18 protein-coding genes are annotated in these 18,433 nt (G+C 34.3%); 7 read left to right on the top strand and 11 right to left on the bottom strand.

Features of this window, described 5'->3' with window-relative positions; translation table 11 throughout:
• Positions 1–51 precede the first annotated feature (51 nt).
• From ACJJVI_RS14195 to ACJJVI_RS14205, 3 genes are all read left to right on the top strand, one after another.
• Positions 52–1,593: a cryptochrome/photolyase family protein gene (locus ACJJVI_RS14195; RefSeq protein WP_405352548.1), complete on the top strand. Its 1,542-nt coding sequence runs from the start codon at positions 52–54 to the stop codon at positions 1,591–1,593.
• 88 nt (positions 1,594–1,681) lie between these two features.
• Positions 1,682–1,849 carry a lmo0937 family membrane protein gene (locus ACJJVI_RS14200; RefSeq protein WP_036581536.1) on the top strand — a complete coding sequence of 56 codons (168 nt, stop codon included), beginning with the start codon at positions 1,682–1,684 and terminating at the stop codon, positions 1,847–1,849.
• A 27-nt stretch (positions 1,850–1,876) separates the two neighbouring features.
• A complete protein-coding gene (locus ACJJVI_RS14205; protein ID WP_170062957.1) occupies positions 1,877–2,017 on the top strand; it encodes a hypothetical protein in 141 nt (46 codons plus the stop codon).
• A 73-nt stretch (positions 2,018–2,090) separates the two neighbouring features.
• Here ACJJVI_RS14205 and ACJJVI_RS14210 read toward each other — a convergent pair whose 3' ends face one another.
• The 5 genes from ACJJVI_RS14210 to ACJJVI_RS14230 all read right to left on the bottom strand — a co-directional run bounded on the left by ACJJVI_RS14210 (position 2,091) and on the right by ACJJVI_RS14230 (position 8,767).
• Positions 2,091–2,672 carry a type 1 periplasmic binding fold superfamily protein gene (locus ACJJVI_RS14210; protein ID WP_405352551.1) on the bottom strand — a complete coding sequence of 194 codons (582 nt, stop codon included), beginning with the start codon at positions 2,670–2,672 and terminating at the stop codon, positions 2,091–2,093.
• A 47-nt stretch (positions 2,673–2,719) separates the two neighbouring features.
• Positions 2,720–5,197, bottom strand: a complete 2,478-nt coding sequence (locus ACJJVI_RS14215; protein ID WP_405352554.1) for a TonB-dependent receptor — start codon at positions 5,195–5,197, stop codon at positions 2,720–2,722.
• Between the two features lie 40 nt (positions 5,198–5,237).
• Positions 5,238–5,474: a hypothetical protein gene (locus tag ACJJVI_RS14220; protein WP_036581541.1), complete on the bottom strand. Its 237-nt coding sequence runs from the start codon at positions 5,472–5,474 to the stop codon at positions 5,238–5,240.
• A 156-nt stretch (positions 5,475–5,630) separates the two neighbouring features.
• Positions 5,631–6,617, bottom strand: coding sequence for a hypothetical protein (locus tag ACJJVI_RS14225; protein WP_405352556.1), 987 nt, complete (start codon positions 6,615–6,617; stop codon positions 5,631–5,633).
• 179 nt (positions 6,618–6,796) lie between these two features.
• Positions 6,797–8,767 (bottom strand): putative porin, encoded by a 1,971-nt coding sequence (locus ACJJVI_RS14230; protein WP_405352559.1) that lies wholly within the window; start codon positions 8,765–8,767, stop codon positions 6,797–6,799.
• A gap of 222 nt (positions 8,768–8,989) precedes the next feature.
• Between ACJJVI_RS14230 and ACJJVI_RS14235 the strand changes: the two genes are divergently transcribed.
• Both ACJJVI_RS14235 and ACJJVI_RS14240 read left to right on the top strand, forming a co-directional pair.
• A complete protein-coding gene (locus ACJJVI_RS14235; RefSeq protein WP_397303581.1) occupies positions 8,990–9,589 on the top strand; it encodes a ribonuclease HII in 600 nt (199 codons plus the stop codon).
• A 62-nt stretch (positions 9,590–9,651) separates the two neighbouring features.
• Positions 9,652–12,081, top strand: a complete 2,430-nt coding sequence (locus tag ACJJVI_RS14240) for a hypothetical protein (RefSeq protein WP_405352562.1) — start codon at positions 9,652–9,654, stop codon at positions 12,079–12,081.
• An 8-nt stretch (positions 12,082–12,089) separates the two neighbouring features.
• Here the strand turns inward: ACJJVI_RS14240 and ACJJVI_RS14245 are convergent, their stop codons facing one another.
• From ACJJVI_RS14245 to ACJJVI_RS14270, 6 genes are all read right to left on the bottom strand, one after another.
• Positions 12,090–13,169 carry a DNA topoisomerase IB gene (locus tag ACJJVI_RS14245; RefSeq protein ID WP_405352565.1) on the bottom strand — a complete coding sequence of 360 codons (1,080 nt, stop codon included), beginning with the start codon at positions 13,167–13,169 and terminating at the stop codon, positions 12,090–12,092.
• Between the two features lie 83 nt (positions 13,170–13,252).
• Entirely contained in the window at positions 13,253–13,948 is a 696-nt protein-coding gene (gene lipB, locus ACJJVI_RS14250) for a lipoyl(octanoyl) transferase LipB (RefSeq protein WP_036581551.1), read from the bottom strand.
• A 68-nt stretch (positions 13,949–14,016) separates the two neighbouring features.
• Positions 14,017–14,400: a hypothetical protein gene (locus tag ACJJVI_RS14255; RefSeq protein WP_036581553.1), complete on the bottom strand. Its 384-nt coding sequence runs from the start codon at positions 14,398–14,400 to the stop codon at positions 14,017–14,019.
• Positions 14,401–14,479: 79 nt separating this feature from the next.
• Positions 14,480–14,785, bottom strand: a complete 306-nt coding sequence (locus tag ACJJVI_RS14260; protein WP_193743798.1) for a lipoyl protein ligase domain-containing protein — start codon at positions 14,783–14,785, stop codon at positions 14,480–14,482.
• A gap of 223 nt (positions 14,786–15,008) precedes the next feature.
• Positions 15,009–15,737: a hypothetical protein gene (locus ACJJVI_RS14265; RefSeq protein ID WP_042271792.1), complete on the bottom strand. Its 729-nt coding sequence runs from the start codon at positions 15,735–15,737 to the stop codon at positions 15,009–15,011.
• Between the two features lie 43 nt (positions 15,738–15,780).
• Entirely contained in the window at positions 15,781–15,939 is a 159-nt protein-coding gene (locus ACJJVI_RS14270; protein ID WP_081908554.1) for a YqaE/Pmp3 family membrane protein, read from the bottom strand.
• Positions 15,940–16,099: 160 nt separating this feature from the next.
• Here ACJJVI_RS14270 and lysS point away from each other — a divergent pair, with 160 nt between their 5' ends.
• Positions 16,100–17,791 carry a lysine--tRNA ligase gene (gene lysS / locus ACJJVI_RS14275; RefSeq protein ID WP_036581559.1) on the top strand — a complete coding sequence of 564 codons (1,692 nt, stop codon included), beginning with the start codon at positions 16,100–16,102 and terminating at the stop codon, positions 17,789–17,791.
• A gap of 39 nt (positions 17,792–17,830) precedes the next feature.
• The gene (locus ACJJVI_RS14280; protein ID WP_042271795.1) at positions 17,831–18,412 is read left to right on the top strand and encodes an OmpH family outer membrane protein; all 582 of its coding nucleotides are present in this window, start codon (positions 17,831–17,833) and stop codon (positions 18,410–18,412) included.
• The last annotated feature ends 21 nt before the right edge of the window (positions 18,413–18,433 follow it).

Genomic DNA, 18,433 nt, shown 5'->3' on the forward strand with positions numbered 1-18,433 from the left:
TCAAATCCTTAGGTAAAAAACCATTACAGACCCAATCTGAAATTTTAAAAAATGAAAACATTAAGACTCATACTAGGCGATCAACTTAACCACAAGCACTCGTGGTTTGATGATGATCAAGAAAATATCATTTATTTCATGGCCGAAATGCGTCAAGAAACAGATTATGTCACACATCATATACAGAAGGTAGTTGCCTTTTTTATGGCGATGCGTGGTTTTAATGAATGGATTAATGATCGCGGCTGGAACAGTATTTACTACCATCTCGATGATGATAAGAATAACCAAGATCTAGTAGAGAACCTCAACCAAATCATCAAGGAACAAAAGATTGAAAAGTTTGAATACTTAGCTCCAGATGAATACAGACTTGATCAACAGCTCAAAGAATTCTGTAAATCACTAGAAATCGAATGGCAAGGTTATGATACCGAACATTTTTTTACTAAAAGAAAGGACGTTGAGAAATTTTTTGAAGGTAAAAAGCGTATGACAATGGAGTACTTCTATCGGGACATGCGCAAGAAGCATCACATCATGATTGATGATGATCTAGAACCTGAAGGTGGGAAATGGAATTATGACCATAGCAATCGCAACCAGTGGAAAGGCGAGACTGATATACCACATGAGCGCGGTTTTAGAAAAGACGTTACTGCTATAGTGAAACTACTCCATAAAGCAGATGTCAAAACCATGGGACGCATCGATGAACACAACTTTAACTGGCCTACCACTAGACAAGATGGACTTGATGTATTAAATTATTTCTGTGAGAATCTTTTAATAGAATTTGGTACTTATCAAGATGCGATGCACACTGATCAGCACTACTTATATCACTCTAGGTTAAGCTTTGCCATGAATTGCAAACTATTAAGCCCACGAGAAGTCATAGATGCTGTTTTGTCTCGCTTTCGCGGAAGCGGGAAACCAAAAATTGACATTTCACAAGTAGAAGGTTTTATAAGACAAATACTAGGATGGCGAGAGTATATGCGAGGAATATACTGGAAGGAAATGCCTAGCTATCAAAGTCAAAACCAACTAGAAAATCATAATAAGCTACCAGATTTTTACTGGACTGGAGAGACTAAGATGAACTGTTTAAGTCACTCTATTAATAACTCACTAGATAATGCATATGCTCATCATATTCAACGATTAATGGTGACCGGCAATTATGCGTTACTCACCATGACTGAGCCTAGTTATGTAGACGAATGGTATCTAGGCGTCTATATAGACGCTATAGAATGGGTAGAAATTACTAATACACGCGGCATGTCTCAATGGGCAGATGGCGGAATAGTCGCTACTAAACCTTATGTTTCTAGTGGTAGTTATATTAATAAAATGAGCAACTACTGTAAAGGATGTCATTACAAAGTATCTAAGAAGAATGCTGAGGATAATGCCTGTCCATTCAATTCTTTGTACTGGAATTTCCTAGATGAAAAAAAGGAATACTTTAAAGGAAATCACCGCATGGCCATGATGATGAATTTGTTGAAAAAAATGGATACTGAGAAATTAGAAGCGCATAAATCAAGAGCAAATGACGTTATTAAAAATCCTTACAATTATTAACATAATTTAATGTGAATTCTGATTATATTAATAAATTCACAGAAGAATAGTTATAAATTAGTCTTGTAACCAATTAAACATTTAAATTATGAGAAGTATTTTATGGCTTGTAGCAGTAATTTGTATAATCATTTGGGTTTTAGGATTAGCCGGCATAGGTGGTGGAATGGGAATGGGTAACCTTATTCACGTTTTACTAGTAATCGCGGTAATCGTAATTCTTTACAATATTATATCAGGTAAGAAACCACTATAATTAATCACTAACTAAAAAAACAGAATCATGATTAAAAAATCAATCGTATTAGTAGCAGTTGCTTTATTTACCATATCAATATCTAGTTGTCGAGAAGAAAGCACTGGAGATAAAGTTGAAGACGCAGTTGAAAGCGTTGCAGATGACGTAGAAGATGCAGTAGACTAGTTGTACTGTATATCATAAACAAAAAGCCATTCTTTACAGAATGGCTTTTTTCTTAGGCTATATTCAAAGGTTCTTATTGAATATCTAAATCAAATTCAACTTGCACATCAGTTTCCCCACCGGCATTTAATAATGTACCATCGTTAGGCTTTAAAGGCTCGTGTCTTAACACGATTGTCAAAGTTCCTGTACCAGCTGCTCCGGTTGTGAAAGTAGTATCTAATCCTAGTGAATTACCATTTGCATCTGTGTCAACTTTTGCGACAGTAAGATCTGTTATAGAATCGATGTAAAAAACTTCATGCTCATCAGCTTCTTCTGCTACTTCCACAGTAATATCTTCTGCAGGTGATTCTAATTCATTTAAGAATTTTATACTTCCGTCATAAACAGTACTAGCCATTAAAGTTCCTGTCACTGTTTCTACAGGAGCTAATGGTCCTTCACCATCTGCGTCTACAGATGTAAATACCACTACGTTAGTAGCATCTGTAGTACTAGTTAATGTGTATTCTACAGTGGTTATCACTTCTTCTTCATTTTCAGCGCTAATATCATCGTCGTTATCACATGATGTAAATACTGCTGTTGCTGCTAGTAATCCTAGCACTTTAATTGCATTTGATCTCATTGTATTTGTGTTAATTGTTTTCATTGTTTTCATTGTTTACTTGCTTAATTAATTGTTATTATGGTTTACTATTAAATATTATAGATGAATTGAAGCTGAATATCACGACCTATATCATCGGCATAAAATCGTTGTCTATTGAGATAGTTGCGATAATTAGTATTAAATATGTTAAACACACTTAACTTTAATAAGGACCTTTTAACCTTGGGATTTTTCTTTGAGAAAAAACTATAACTCACGCCTGCATTCCATAAACTATAGGCTGATGGTGGTTGAGAAATATTAACTTCACGCATTTCAAAACCACCTGTTTCTAACGGAACATTCACCTCATAATCGTTATCTGGAAAACGTGTTTGTTCAAGAGTGGTTTGATTAGTCAAATGAAAGTCTAATCCAGTATTTATAGCATTAAACCAAGTTATTGTGTTACTAAACTGCGCTGGCGGCATATCTATAAGTGCCTCATTTGCATCCACATCTGTCCCATGTATATATGAAAATTGCGAGTTAAAATTTAAAAGCCTTTGTTGATTACGGTTTAGTCCACCTTCTTCGGTCACATCAGCTTCTTTTTTAGCAAACACATCGTAGCTAGCACTTACATCTATTCCTAATAAACGTGCATCCAACTGTTCATACTGATAAACTGGGAATGCTCCTCGTGTTGTTGTCTCAATAGATGTAGGTACTAATTGAATAAAATTATTTACTAAGTTCAAGTAAGGATTTAGTTCTAGATCTAGATTTTTGTGATTGACATGAAATGTAGTATTAAGTTTATAAGACTGTTCTTTCGCCAGGTCCAATCTTCCTAGTTCAATCGTTGCTAGCGCATGATGCAATCCATCACTAAATAACTCACTAGGATTAGGCGCACGATTTGCCGAACTTAAATTAACCGCGATATCATAATGGTCATTAAAGAAATATTTAGTCCCAGCTGTAAATGCATACAGACCGTAGTCTAAAACAGGATTTGTAAGCAGCTGATTTCCTTCTGTCCTTCTTTCAAATTGTGGAAATTGCTCATCATAGCCCAAACTTTCCCAACGAGTTTGAAAATAAAATTTATCAGCATCAATTTTATAGGAATCGAGTCTCAAACCAGCATCAATAATCCAATTATCCTTAAGCTGATGATTAATACTAATGTAAGCTCCAACTTTAGTAGCATCATAATCTGGAATTAAGCGTCGCACACCAGTATTAGCATCTGGAGTATTAACTTGATACATACCATCAAGACCTACATTAATCGTGGTAGTTTTATTTGAGTCAAACAACATGTTTAATGCGGCGATATGTGTCATCAAGTCCATATCTAGCGATGCTCTACCAGCATTACTTCCTCGCCTTATATCATATTCCTTTCGATTATTGAACTGTAAAGAATAATCTGCTTCTAGCTTTCCTAAACCTGCAAACCTTTTAAAAGCACTAAATCTTAAACTGTGATGTGCTACCTCTTGTCTAGGCACATCTATGTCATAGGTAAAATCATTAATCACTGTAGGAGTTCCTGAATTGATACTGCGCACTAAATCGGCAGCATTACCTATATGTGAAGCTCTTAAAATTCCTAAAGACGATTCATAATAAGAATATTTTAAATCTGCTCCATATTCAAATGTCTTGAATCCCAATCCCAAATTAAATGCTGCTGTCTCACTACCCGTATTACTTAGAACATAATCTGGCGCATCATAATCGCCTAACCGTTTATATGTCACAGTAGTTTGTTGATACCAGCCAGATTTACGATAATTATTGATGGATCCTGTAATAGAGCCACCTCGTCCATTTGTTTGTAATTGACTAATGATAGATCCTGATAAGGTATCTTTTGAAATAATTCTTGCTGGTTCTATAACTATTGTTCCACCTATCGCATCACCACCATATCTTAAAGCACTTGCTCCTTTAATAACTTGTATACTGTTTGCCGTATTAACATCAATATTAGGCGCGTGCTCGATTCCCCATTCTTGATCTTGTTGACGGATTCCATCATGCACAATTGCCACTCTACTTCCGTAAAGACCATGCACCACAGGCTTAACGACACTATTACCTGTTTTTAATGAACTGACTCCAGCAACACTAGTTAGAGCATCGCCTAAAGTTGCTCCACTAAAGTTTTGCAATATCTCTTTCTTAATGCGTGTTGTTGCTTGTGTATTTGAGTGATCATCATGTACATCTGCAATAACTTGAATGGTCTGCAGGTCCTCGACATGATGTTCTAGCAATATTTCAATTTTTTGCGAGCCTGTCAGGTCAACTGTAATTTTCTTAGGCTCACAATCGATATGAGCTATTGATAAATTATAAGTACCAGTACATAATCCCTTTAAAATGAAATAGCCATTTGCATCAGTACTTACTGTTTTTTGTAAGCTCTCAACATAAATAGTAGCTAGTTCAAGAGAACTATTGTCGTGATAATCTTTAACAGTACCTTCTAATATATAGGTACAGTCTTGTGCTGTTGCCCATGATGCTGAAGTAAGCATCACAAACAACCACAATGTTTGTAATTTCATTGTAATAATTTAACTGTTAATCGTAAGAGTAATAATAAGATTAAACAGCTGGCGGTGGCCTAATGGAAAGATGTGAAGGTGTGTAAGACGCTTTCGCGAAAGCGAAATAAACATCTATTTTTCTTTGAACAACAGGTATTTGAGTAACTGTAGAAACAGTCGTTGTTGTTGCTAATTGAAATGATTCTGATTGAAAATCATGAGAAATCATACAAATATCGCAATTGTGCGATGCATCATCGTGCTGCAATTCATGCAATACCGATAGCTGAACCATTACAAAAATGGTTAGCAAAAGACGCGATATGAATAATCTAGATTTCATCAACTCCAAATATAGACTACTAATTCTTAATTAATTCTAAATAAAGGCATAAAAAAAAGCTGCTATTGAAATAGCAGCTTTTAAATAATATTGGTGTTTCCCAATTAACTATTCATTATAAAAGTCGACAGAACTTGCAGAAGTCAACATATTATTTACACTAGGTGTCGCATCACCTGATACTGTTACTGGAAAACCTAAGATTCTACCGCCACCGTTAGCAATCTCTGCGATATAAACCACATTTGCATCTGTATCATATGTTACATCTACTGGATTACCTAATAAAGTATTAGATCCTGCAATTCTAGTTTGAGAAGCTACTGCTAGTGTACCACCATTAGTAACACCAGAAATTTGTGAACTTGCATTTTGTATTAGATGATAACCACCATCTGAGTCACTTCCTGCATCACCTATATCAGTCATGATTAATAAATCATCTGACGCATCGTAAGCGATACCATGTGTTCTAACTATTCCTTCTATTGTAATTCTTTTAGATGCTGCAAGCGCTCCATCTGTAGAGTTGCTAAGAAAATTATTAAATACAGCAAGATCACCTGTGGTATCTACTACTACATAAAGATCATTACCTACAAATTCAACACCCCAAACTGGAAATGAAATATCAAAGGTATTTGCTAATGATAAACCACTAGAAGTTCTGTTGTATACAAATAGCTGATTGTTTCCATTATCTGCTACTACTACTGAATTTCCATTTACCGCTAGAGCTCTAGGACTTGTGAAATCGATTGATCCATTCACACCTACAATTGCAGATGTAGTCCCTATAAGTTGAGCCTCAATATTAGAATATGCATTTAGATTAAAAGAACTTCTGGAAGCTACATAAAGCTCGTCTTGAGATGCACTGTATTGTATACCTTCATTAGAAGTAGATGCAGTTGTCAGTGTACTGGTAGTAGGGCTTGCACCACTAGCAAAATCATAAACGGTAATATCTCCGTTTGCTGTACTTGTTGCATAAAGTTCAGCTCTTTTTGTGTTGTTGCCTCCATTATCATCGTCATTAGAACATGAGAAAATGGTAAGACTTAATACTGCGATGGCAATAATTTGCTTTTTCATAGTTGTACTATTTATTGTTAGTTACAATATGTACGCTAGAACAGTTCTTATGGTTTTATCTAATTGTCGGTTTTAAATAGGTTTTAACACTTTAAACGAATTTACTGCATTCATAGCCCAAGTAAAATTCAAAAATTAACAGTGTTTAAGAAAACATTTAGAACCTGAGGAAGGTGATTTTATAAGAAGAAATTCCAAACGACACCAAAACGAACAGTAAAATCTCGATATGGTGTACGTGGTGCACTGAAGTAATCGTCACCACTAGCAAATAGCTGATTAAGATGTTCAAGTTTAAAAAAGATTCGAGTCTGTCTTACCTTAGCATTTACAAAAACATCTACCATAGGAAATGCTCCCAATTCTTGTTCTGTCTGTACAGTAAATTCACCTAATACAGGATCATAAGAGTCCATATAATAGCTGCTAAAGTATTTCAACGTAATACCTGTTTGTAATAGAAGAGCATTTTTAAAAAGACGATCTTTATAATACAGCGAGTTTCTAGTTGTAAATTCTGGAACATTAATAATATCGGATCCTTGTGAAACACTTTGAAACATGACGGTGTTATCAATTCCAAAATGCCTGAAAAACCTAATATCTTTATGTGCTTTTATTTTTAAATAAGTAATATCATCTAAAGCCTGAACTGGACTAGCATTATAACCAGTCACCTCATTATCTGTATCAAGCACTTGATTTTCTTCAAAATACACATAGTCTTGTAAAGTAGTGAAGCTTATATCTAAATCAAGATATTTTTCTGACTGAACATTAAATGATAGTTGTTGTTTTTCAATATTACTAAAACTATTTTGCCAGTTATAATTGACATAGTCACTCTGAAATAATTGATAATTAAAATCTGGCGCTCTAGAACTAATTGCTATTCCTGCATTGACCTCAACATCTTTAAATTTATAACTAGCACTTCCATTGAGGTACTGACCATCCAGATCACCTGCAACATTAATCCCAGTAGCCACATTTATATCAAATTTACCAATACGCTTTTCAAAGGCACCTTTAAACTGATACAGCTCACCTTTCAGTCGGTTTGTAATAAAGTTACCAGAGCCTAAATCTAATGTTCTATTGTAACCATAATTATACTCTTGCCTAACAATACCAGCTTTAAAATAACCTAGTATATAATGATCATAAGTTATTCCTGCTTCAATAGCGCCTTGCTCCAGATCAGTCTGATCTCTTAAACTGCTACTCACATAAGAATCACCTAAAAAGCTATTACTAGCGGTGCTCTCTTCAAAACGATAAAGTTTATCTTCATAAAACGCAGTATTATAAATGCGTGCACTATAGTATGATGTAGAGTCTTTATCTCCTATAATCTCATAATCATGATTGAGGTAATAACGTTTCCCTTCTAAAAAACTAGTAGCGACTGTTAAATTAGGTTCTAACCTACCGCGATCTTGTAAATCTTCATTACCTGTCACAAAACCTTCTAATGATTCGGGATCTAGACCACCGTTTTCTTGATTTGAGTTGTCTTGAAAAACAGTATGCAGCCTTAATCTATAACGTTGATTTTTTGACACATAATTTGTAGTAAACTTAAAGTTACCTGTGCTAGTCAATGTATTTACATAATTACCTGCACTTCTTAAACCCTTATATGATAGCGAGAAGTTCAATCCTGGCGACACATTTGTTGTAAAAAGGGCATCTAGTTGTTGACCTTGATTTACAACGGTTTTGAAGTATAATTCAGTTAACGGTGTCGGGACGTGGTAATCTAAAACATCGTCAATCTCGATATAATTAAAATGTCTTGCCCGTGCACCCATACGTGGTGACAGTAAATCAAAATCAAAGTTTCTTCCTAAACTATTATAAGGTCTACCTATGTTATGAAAAGGCATTAATTCAAAATCATCACGACGCAAGTAATTATATTTATAATCCTTGGCCATAGTAAGAGTTGTGTCTACAAAGGTCGTATCCCGATCTTGCGATATGATTAAATAATCCGTAATGGGCGGTTTTTCACCTTCAACCGTTAAATCTTTTTCATTACCGAATTGTGGGCGATTGTTACCGAGACCACTTGTTGTAGTTTGGGTAGGCAGTTGAGCCCAAGCCCAAAGCGGTAGTAGTAAAAAGAGTAAAATATTCTTATTCATGTGCATAGCTGCTCAAGGCATCAAAAGTAAACATTATAACGCTTTTAAAGTGGTCGTATTATGAAAAACGATTAACCCGTGTAATTGTATCAATCTGATAAGGCTTAAAATTAACAGTACTTCATATTCATAGAATTTGTCACTAAACATATTATGCGGTTTTAAAGCACCATCATAACAGTACTCCTAAAAAGATTATAACTATAATTCATATTTTAGCATATGCTTTTAAATCAAATACATCCTAACATTGTTGAATGCGGTACTGACGAGGCTGGACGAGGCTGTCTTTGTGGACCTGTAACTGCTGCCGCTGTAATATTACCACCAGATTTTAAAAGTGATTTATTGAATGACAGTAAGAAGCTTTCGCGAAAGCGTAGATATCAACTACGCAGTCTAATCGAAGAACATGCTATCGCTTATCATGTATCCCATGTTATGATGGAAACTATTGATAAAATCAATATTCTTAATGCTAGTATTCTAGCCATGCATCAAGCCATTGACGGTTTACAAACAAGACCAGAACATATTGCTGTGGATGGAAACCGATTTAAACCATATGCTGATATTGATGCCACTACAGTAATTAAAGGAGATGGTAAATATTTACATATTGCTGCAGCATCTATACTTGCTAAAACATATCGTGATGATTATATGGAAAAGATTTCTAAAGAATTTCCCGAATATGGTTGGAATCAAAATCAAGGATATCCTACTAAAAAACATCGAGAAGCAATTAGAGAATTTGGAACTACTCCTTACCATAGAATGACCTTTAAACTTTTACCAGAAGAATTAAAATCTACATTATAACTTATTGCAAACTGTGATGTTATCGTAAATTATCTTTCTATTTTTGTGCAAATACTTAAACTATGCGTGGCCTTATTGCCGTCTTTTTTATCAGTCTTTTTTTAATAGGTTGTAATGATAATGTGACCGTTAATCAACAGATTTTAAATCGCATCCCTACAGATTCAAAAATAATCATTGCTACTAATGATGTAAAGAACCTTAACGATGTTCTTTCCTCTAGCGCATTAATGGAAGAGGTTAAAGAATTGGAACGCATTCAGGAATTAAAAACAGCGAGCGCTTTTTTACTTGATTATGATTTAAAAGGGGAAAGTATCATCGCAATTAGTCCAGAAGGCAAGGACGATATTGCCATTACATTAATTACAGACATTTTAGAAAGCAAAATCATTAAAGCAGATAGCATGTCTGTTCATACCTATGACCAGATCACTTATGCCGAAGATACTACACATGAAATTCCTTATTATTATCTTAATCATAACGGCTTTCATATTGCGAGTACCTCACGTTTAGTCATTGAAAGTTTAATACGTCGCAATGTAGAAGATTATATCTTTGATTCTCAATTTGCGTCTATTTATGATCGTACTTCAAAATCAGACTTGAGTATATATATCCATGGTTCTCAAAAGGACTGGTTACAGCATTTTTTGTTGAAACAAAACTCTCGTACTTCTAAAGTTAGAGGCCACTGGTTTCAATTAGAACCACGTAAAACAGATCATGCATTTAATATTGATGGGATCTTCACTTATGCAGATTCTTCACAGCAGTTCCATGCTATTTTTAATGATTTGAAAGCACAACAAAATAGGGTTCCTGCCATCATTCCTAGTAATGTGGATCAAGCAGTAATTGTAACCTATAAAGATGCACATAAATTACACAGACAGGTCAATCATTACAATGGCACTACCTCAAAACTTAATAAAACCCTTCAATTAATACTGGACAACAGTACTGAGCTAGCACAAGTTGCTTTACCTAAAACAGACGCACTCGTATTTTCACTTAAACCATTTGAAGCCTTGTTCATGGATATGGACAGCGCCACCAGTGCAAAATTTGATTATCGCAATTTCACCATTTATGAATTAAGAGAACCTGTTAAGACTCAAGGTATGCAACCACTGCTGCCTGTCGATAACTATAAGTTCTTAACAGTAATAGAAGACTACTTAATTCTATCGACCACAGCTACTGCGCCAGAAGAATTTATCGTCAGTTACCAAAATAAATCTGCACTATCTCAGCAAGCTTGGTGGGAAGATTTATCTAACAACATAAGCGATTCTAGCACGCTCATGTATTTTACGAGCTTAAATATTATACAAGAGTCTGTAACAGATACAGGTGATTCTAAAATTATCAATAAAATATCAAGTAAAGATTTCCCTTTCATGGTCAGTCAGTACGTTCATGAAAAGGGCTATGCACATTACCACACCAGCATACCTCAAATAGATGCTAGCATACAGAATACAGGAATCGTTCAAACTGGTTCTTATAAATCACCACGCAAGATTATTGCAGGTCCATTTTTATTTCCCAATCATCTCACAGGGAAACATGATGTCGCTTTCCAAGATGAAGATTTTAAATTACATCTATTAACAGATACCGGTAAAAAACACTGGAGTAAGCAGTTAGACGCCATCATTATAGGTCAAATAAATGCTGTCGACGGTTATAAAAATGGCCGTAAACAACTTGCTTTTTCTACCAGTAAATCCGTTTACTATCTAGACCGCAATGGTAAAGATGTCAATAAATATCCTATTCAAATTAAAGGTGGCATCACCCAACCACTCAGTGTATTTGACTATGATAATAATCGCAATTATCGCTTTCTAGTAACACACGGTAAAACACTTACCATGTATGATATTAATGGTAAAGTAGTAAAAGGATTTAAGTATAAGAAGCAAGATGAAATCATAAGCCAGCCACAGCATTATAGAGTAGGAAGTCGTGATTACATCGCTTTCGCGAAAGCTGACAACACCATCTCACTACTCAACAGAACAGGTAAGGTAAGAACTAAGGTTAAAGAAAAAGTATCATTAACTGGAGCGATGAGTTTTCAAAAAAACCTTATAAAGATGCTAGATGGCAATCAACTGATTTATCTAAATCCAGTTACTGGTAAAATTACAAATTCTGGTAAAACGGTTTCTGCAACCGAGTATTATATCGCTCTAGATGGTATTGAAATCATTCAAAACAATAATAAGTTATTAATTAATGGTAAGTCGATAGAGCTACCTTACGGCACATACAACAATGTTAAAGTTGATAAGCTGTTAAGAGAAGAGTATATACACCTAATAGATTCTGGTGAAAATCAAGTTTACTTACTTGATAAAAAGGGTGCGATTTTGAACTCGTTTCCAGTATATGGTAAAGAAAATACTGCTATCGCAAGATCTAAGAGTAATTTCCTAACGACTCTAGATGGTGATGACATTATTATTTATAAGTGGTAAATTGTGATTTAGACATCAAACTCAATTTCAAAATCTGCTATAATTTCTTGAACGCATTTCTCACTTGATTCAAAGTACTCACTATCTTTTGAAGCATGATACCTAGCCCTATACTTTTCAAAAGAACCATTCCTATAAGATTCTGGTAATTGTGGATGCACATAATACTTTTTACATACCGTTCTCGTGTTTCCTAGAGCATCTGCAGCTGCGTCCAATGATTTAAGAATATTTTTCTCACAGCCCTTTTCATCATCATAAAGATCTAATTCTATAAGACTTTTAAAAAACTCACGTGTCGCGCCCCAAGTTCTGAAATCTTTTGCACTAAAAATATCACCTGCAACGTCATGAATATAGTCATTAATCATTCCACTATCTATAGATTGATGTTGTCCATGCTCATCATAGTATTGAAATAATTCCCATCCTGGTATTTCCTCACATTGATGGATATGATCTACCAAATCTGGATCCTCGATACTGCTTTCTTGCGACACACCTTTTTTCCCAACAAATGAAAACAGTACACCTTGATCAGTATCCTTAACATGTCTGGTGCGCATGGTTGATAAGCCATAAGTATCATTCTTATCTGCATAGTGTTGATTACCTACTCTTATGTAAGTTTGATCCATGATGCTTAAAACTAGGGCGAGACACTTAGATTGTGGCATTCCATCTTGATCAAGATCTTTTTCCAGTCGCTTTCTTATTTTAGGTAACACCTTTGCAAAAGCAGACATCTTAAAAAACTTAGTCTGGTTGCGCAACAGCGACCACATATTATGATATAAATAGACTTTTCTACCTTTATCATCGCGACCTACTACTTGTAAATGCCCATTAGGCAGTTCACTAATCCTAACCTCACTCCATGCCGGTGGAATCACTAAAGATTTAATTCTTTTAAGCTGTTTTTTATCAACTAGACGCTCTTTATTATGAATTAAGTAAGTGAATCCTCTACCATACTTCTTGCGGTAAATATTTAAATGATCGTTATGTATATACACTAGATCTGCCAGTTGAGCCGCTGCTTCTGGTTGAGTAAGGCATTCTTTTATTTGATCTGGTGATAAAGTCATGACTTAAAAATAGAACAGAAACCTACTTTCAAAACATAAAAAAAGGCTAATTCTGAAACAATTAGCGTAGTAGACTCAGGTTTTTAAACGAGTTCTGCTTCAAATAATTCTGAAAAATAAAGTTTGATTTTCTCTTTTACTTCATCTTCATTCACTGGTCGCTTTAACTCTGCAGCAAGTGAAGTGACTGCTTTGTCTTCTATACCACATGGGATAATATGATCAAAGTAGCCTAAGTTAGTATTTACATTAAATGCAAATCCATGCATGGTCACCCAGCGACTAGCACGCACGCCCATTGCACAAATCTTGCGAGCAAATGGTGTTCCTACATCCAGCCACACACCTGTTTCTCCATCGCTACGCTCTCCTTTAAGACCATAATCAGCAAGGATTTTAATAAAGATCTCTTCTAGGAAACGTAAATATTTATGAATGTCTGTAAAAAAGTTTTCTAGATCTAGTATAGGGTAACCTACAATCTGTCCTGGCCCATGGTAGGTAATATCACCACCACGATTGATTTTATAAAAAGTAGCGCCTATGTTTTTAAGCAAACTTTCGTTAGCGAGTAAATTTTCAAGATCACCACTTTTACCTAATGTATATACGTGATCATGCTCTACAAATAGTAAATGATTATCAGTTTCTAGACCTGCATCTTCTCTCCTATTCTTAATTTTTACATCAATAATATCTTTGAAAAGTTGTTCTTGATGATCCCAAGTTTCTTTATAATCCTTGCGACCCAAATCTTTAAACTGCACTTGTTTATTCATATGGCAAAGGTAAAACTTGCAGTCTTAAAACTATCAGACTAGTATCTTAAAAAAGCAATAAGACCTATCTAATTATATACAATCTCATTATTTATTTCTCTTAATTCACTCAAGGTTAAATCATATCGCTCATCAAATAGATTATCATTCACAATATCTTGCCATGAATTTGTATCATAGACATCTTTAGTGATAATAATAAGCGTTAATTCTTTATTCCCGGAAAAGACACTTTCATCCACAGAAAACAGATTGCTGCTCATAGATTGAATTATTCTTGAAGATTCAAGACTAGAATCTTCAAAGGAAGAAATTACAGAATTATCAAAATCAAAGGCGATATAAATCTCTTCACTAGAGTTGTTAGTTACATTAAACGTGTTATAATCTTCTTCAATCGAACAAGAAACAATAGTAACTACAGCGATAAATAAAAAAATAAGACGTTTCATAAAACTGGACGATTATATAAAAGGTAAAGCTTTTACAGTATTATAGATGCGTGTTTAACTTATAGGTTGCTTAAAAAAGCTAGTTATTTTTATTTAAAATAATCAGCGCAGCAATCACACCTGTTTCTCGATCGCTACGCTTTTCTTTAAGACCATAGTCTGCAAGAATTTTAATAAAATTTTCTTCTAGAAAACTCAAGTATTTATGAATATCTGTAAAAAAAATTCGAGGTCTAGTATAGGATAACATAGAATTTGTCGAGGACCAAGAATAGGTAATATCACCACCACAATTGATTTTATAAAAAGTAGCGCCTATGTTTTTAAGCAAACTTTCGTTAGCGAGTAAGTTTTCAAGATCACCACTTTCACCTAATGTATACACATGATCATGCTCTACAAATAGTAAATGATTATCAGTTTCTAGACCTGCATCTTCTCTCCTATTCTTAATTTTTATATCAATTATATCTTTGAAAAGTTGTACTTGATGATCCTAAGTATCTTTATAATCCTTGAGGCCTAAAATCTTTAAACCGCACTTGTTTATTCATATGGCAATGGTAAGATTTATCACGTCTAAATTATAAGAGCCATCTCAGAATACATTAAGGTTCAATTTCATGGATTATATTTTGTAGATGCTCTCTATGTTCTTTCAATTGATCTCTAAATTGATATAATTCAAATTGATAAGCGTCAAACACAATTAAATTAAAATAAGTTACTCTATTACGATAATCATAGCTTTCATTAAAGTAAGTCATACAGTCATCATTGCATTCTCCTTGAGATATAAATGCTGTAAACCAACTATTATTATCTTTCAAATAATTCATATTTTCATGTAGAACATTTTGAGCAGATTTTATATAAATATCAGATATTTTGGAATAAGCATTATAGTCTGCCGTTATTTTTTGAGAAAGCAATGATAAAGAGTCATTATCTGATCTAATCATATCTGATCTGACTGCAGCGCGATTATCTATTTCAGGATACAAAAACCCAAAAAGCATTTGATTACAATTTTCACAGTTTGAAATGGGTTCGTCCGTTGGTGTGTAAATAATTTTTGAAATAATGGGCTCAAAAGCTTCATATTGCTCCATAACCATGTCTAATTCTTGAATATGCTGATCCATATAAGTAAGAACCGTTTGAGCATGCTTGAGATTGTCTTGCTCAATTTTTGCTTGTGCATTTTTATTATTAAGCCATAATGCAATTAAAATTCCAGCAACCACAAGAACTATTTCACCAATAGCATATAGCAGGTATTTTCTAAATGAACGTGCACGAATAATATTAAATCTTAATTTATTGAAGATCTTCATCAAAAAGTAATTTTATTAAAAGTAATAAAAGAACTCTAATTCACTAATCGTTACTTTTATTAAGTATAATCAGTGCAGCAATCACTCCAGGAACCCAACCTAGACAGGTCAGTATAAAAACAATTAAAATAGAACCACATCCTTTTCCTATCACAGATAATGGAGGAAAAATAATTGCAAGTAATACACGCCAGAAACTCATATATTTATTCAGTAATTAGTTGGGAAAAAAATTAAAACTATACTTAAATAGTAAATGATTTAAGGAACAAAATGTCCCATAACTAAAAATAGGACTCTATAAAAACAATTTTGTTACACCATGTAAGCAAGTTATCTTTGCAAGCTTAATAAATTAAGACATGAATCCACTTTCTGAACAAGAAATCATACGCCGCGAGAAACTAGGCAAATTGCGTGAGATGGGAATTGATCCTTATCCAGCAGCTTTATATCCTGTAGATAACACATCTACATCCATAAAAGCAGATTTCAAAGAAGGTAAACAGGTAAACGTTGCAGGACGTTTAATGTCTAGACGTATCGCTGGAGCAGCCTCATTTGCAGAACTTCAAGATAGTGAAGGCCGCATTCAAGTTTATTTTAATCGCGATGAAATCTGTCCTGGCGACGATAAATCACAATATAATGATGTTTATAAAAAGCTTCTAGATATAGGAGATATTATAGGTATAGAAGGAGAATTATTTAAAACACAGGTGGGCGAAATGACCATCATGGTTAAAAAATTCACACTTCTTACTAAAGCATTAAAACCATTACCATTACCTAAAGTTGATGCAGAAGGTAAAGTACATGACGGATTTGTAGATCCAGAAATGCGTTATCGCCAGCGTTATGCAGACCTAGTGGTAAATCCACAGGTGAAAGAAGTTTTTGTAAAACGTACAAAGTTATTTAACGCCATGCGCAACTTCTTTAATGAGCGCGAGTACTTTGAAGTAGAAACTCCTATCCTACAACCTATCCCAGGTGGAGCTGCTGCACGTCCTTTTATTACACATCACAATTCATTAGACATACCGCTTTACATGCGTATTGCAAATGAGTTGTATTTAAAAAGATTAATCGTAGGTGGTTTTGATGGTGTGTATGAGTTCAGTAAAAACTTCCGTAATGAAGGTATGGATCGTACTCATAATCCAGAGTTTACCGCAATGGAGATCTATGTAGCATATAAGGACTACAACTGGATGATGGATTTTACAGAGCGTCTTTTAGAACATTGTGCTGTTTCTGTTAATGGAAAAACAAATAGTCAATTTGGAGATCAAACAATTGAGTGGAAAGCTCCTTATCCTAGAATCACCATGCGTCAATCGATCATTGATTTTACAGGATTTGATATTGATGGAAAAAGTGAGGCTGAGTTATACGCTTTCGCGAAAGCGGAAGGAATAGACGTAGATGCCACAATGGGTAAAGGAAAGCTTATCGATGAAATCTTTGGAGAGAAGTGTGAAGGAAACTATATCCAACCTACCTTCATCACAGATTACCCTAAAGAGATGTCACCGTTATGTAAAGCACATAGAGATAACCCAGAACTTACAGAACGTTTTGAACTTATGGTGTGTGGTAAAGAGATTGCAAACGCTTACTCTGAGTTGAATGACCCTATTGATCAACGCGAGCGTTTTGAAGCTCAAGTTGCACTAGCAGACCGTGGTGATGATGAGGCGATGTTCATCGACCAAGACTTTTTAAGAGCACTAGAATACGGTATGCCACCTACCAGTGGACTAGGAATAGGAATGGATCGTTTAATCATGTTCTTAACCAATAACCCATCTATACAAGAAGTATTATTCTTCCCTCAAATGAAACCTGAGAAGAAAGCACTAGACCTTACTGAAGATGAAAAAACCGTTTTTGATATTCTTAAAAAACAAACAGAAATGGATTTAAATGAACTTAAAGGACAAGTTGGTTTAAGTAATAAAAAATGGGACAAAGCCGTAAAAGGATTGAACGCAAAAAAGATCACTAAAGTTGAAAAGACTGATGAATCTTTAATTATCAAGACTATTTAATACGTAATCAGTCGTTTTTAAAAATATAAAAAAATATACATGAAAAATATTATATCCTTAGTTGCCATTCTAATAATTGCAGCATCTTGTCAAGAAACTCAAAAAGTTGTTTTTATTGATAATGCTAAAGTTTATGAAGAATATCAAGAAAAAATAGATCTAGAAGCGTCTATAACTAAAAGACAAGAGGACTTTAAAAAGAGAACAGATAGCCTAGCGATGGCTTACCAAATGGAAGCCGCACCTCTTCAAGCCAAATTTAATAACCTGAGTCAACAACAACAGCAAACAAATCCAGAAATCGTAGCTTTTGGTAAAAAATGGCAGATGATAGAATCACAAATCAAAACTCAAGAACAAAGCATGCAAGAGCAACTTGAAAATGATTTGAAAGAACTCGATACTCATGTAGAGGAATTTATTGCTGCTCATGCAAAAAAGAACAATTATGCGTTTGTTTTAGGTAAAAATAAATCTGGTGGATTAATCTACGGGAATGAATCTAGCAATATTACTGAAACTGTTATTAAAGAAATAAACGCTTCTTATAAAGGTAAAAACAGTTCTACTGAAACGTCTTCAGAAACCGAAGAAGTAACTAAAGAAGTGACTGAAGAATAAGACATTACAAATATTTTATCT

The sequence above is a fragment of the Nonlabens sp. Asnod3-H03 genome, assembly GCF_045063665.1.
GTDB classification, from domain to species: Bacteria; Bacteroidota; Bacteroidia; order Flavobacteriales; family Flavobacteriaceae; genus Nonlabens; species Nonlabens ulvanivorans.

What these genes read in the sequence shown, in the direction of transcription:
- ACJJVI_RS14195 (WP_405352548.1), top strand. Translation starts at nt 52, where the DNA reads ATGAAAACATTAAGACTCATACTAGGCGATCAACTTAACCACAAGCAC.
- ACJJVI_RS14200 (WP_036581536.1), top strand. Translation starts at nt 1,682, where the DNA reads ATGAGAAGTATTTTATGGCTTGTAGCAGTAATTTGTATAATCATTTGG.
- ACJJVI_RS14205 (WP_170062957.1), top strand. Translation starts at nt 1,877, where the DNA reads ATGATTAAAAAATCAATCGTATTAGTAGCAGTTGCTTTATTTACCATA.
- ACJJVI_RS14210 (WP_405352551.1), bottom strand. Translation starts at nt 2,672, where the DNA reads ATGAAAACAATTAACACAAATACAATGAGATCAAATGCAATTAAAGTG.
- ACJJVI_RS14215 (WP_405352554.1), bottom strand. Translation starts at nt 5,197, where the DNA reads ATGAAATTACAAACATTGTGGTTGTTTGTGATGCTTACTTCAGCATCA.
- ACJJVI_RS14220 (WP_036581541.1), bottom strand. Translation starts at nt 5,474, where the DNA reads ATGGTTCAGCTATCGGTATTGCATGAATTGCAGCACGATGATGCATCG.
- ACJJVI_RS14225 (WP_405352556.1), bottom strand. Translation starts at nt 6,617, where the DNA reads ATGAAAAAGCAAATTATTGCCATCGCAGTATTAAGTCTTACCATTTTC.
- ACJJVI_RS14230 (WP_405352559.1), bottom strand. Translation starts at nt 8,767, where the DNA reads ATGAATAAGAATATTTTACTCTTTTTACTACTACCGCTTTGGGCTTGG.
- ACJJVI_RS14235 (WP_397303581.1), top strand. Translation starts at nt 8,990, where the DNA reads ATGCTTTTAAATCAAATACATCCTAACATTGTTGAATGCGGTACTGAC.
- ACJJVI_RS14240 (WP_405352562.1), top strand. Translation starts at nt 9,652, where the DNA reads ATGCGTGGCCTTATTGCCGTCTTTTTTATCAGTCTTTTTTTAATAGGT.
- ACJJVI_RS14245 (WP_405352565.1), bottom strand. Translation starts at nt 13,169, where the DNA reads ATGACTTTATCACCAGATCAAATAAAAGAATGCCTTACTCAACCAGAA.
- lipB (WP_036581551.1), bottom strand. Translation starts at nt 13,948, where the DNA reads ATGAATAAACAAGTGCAGTTTAAAGATTTGGGTCGCAAGGATTATAAA.
- ACJJVI_RS14255 (WP_036581553.1), bottom strand. Translation starts at nt 14,400, where the DNA reads ATGAAACGTCTTATTTTTTTATTTATCGCTGTAGTTACTATTGTTTCT.
- ACJJVI_RS14265 (WP_042271792.1), bottom strand. Translation starts at nt 15,737, where the DNA reads ATGAAGATCTTCAATAAATTAAGATTTAATATTATTCGTGCACGTTCA.
- ACJJVI_RS14270 (WP_081908554.1), bottom strand. Translation starts at nt 15,939, where the DNA reads ATGAGTTTCTGGCGTGTATTACTTGCAATTATTTTTCCTCCATTATCT.
- lysS (WP_036581559.1), top strand. Translation starts at nt 16,100, where the DNA reads ATGAATCCACTTTCTGAACAAGAAATCATACGCCGCGAGAAACTAGGC.
- ACJJVI_RS14280 (WP_042271795.1), top strand. Translation starts at nt 17,831, where the DNA reads ATGAAAAATATTATATCCTTAGTTGCCATTCTAATAATTGCAGCATCT.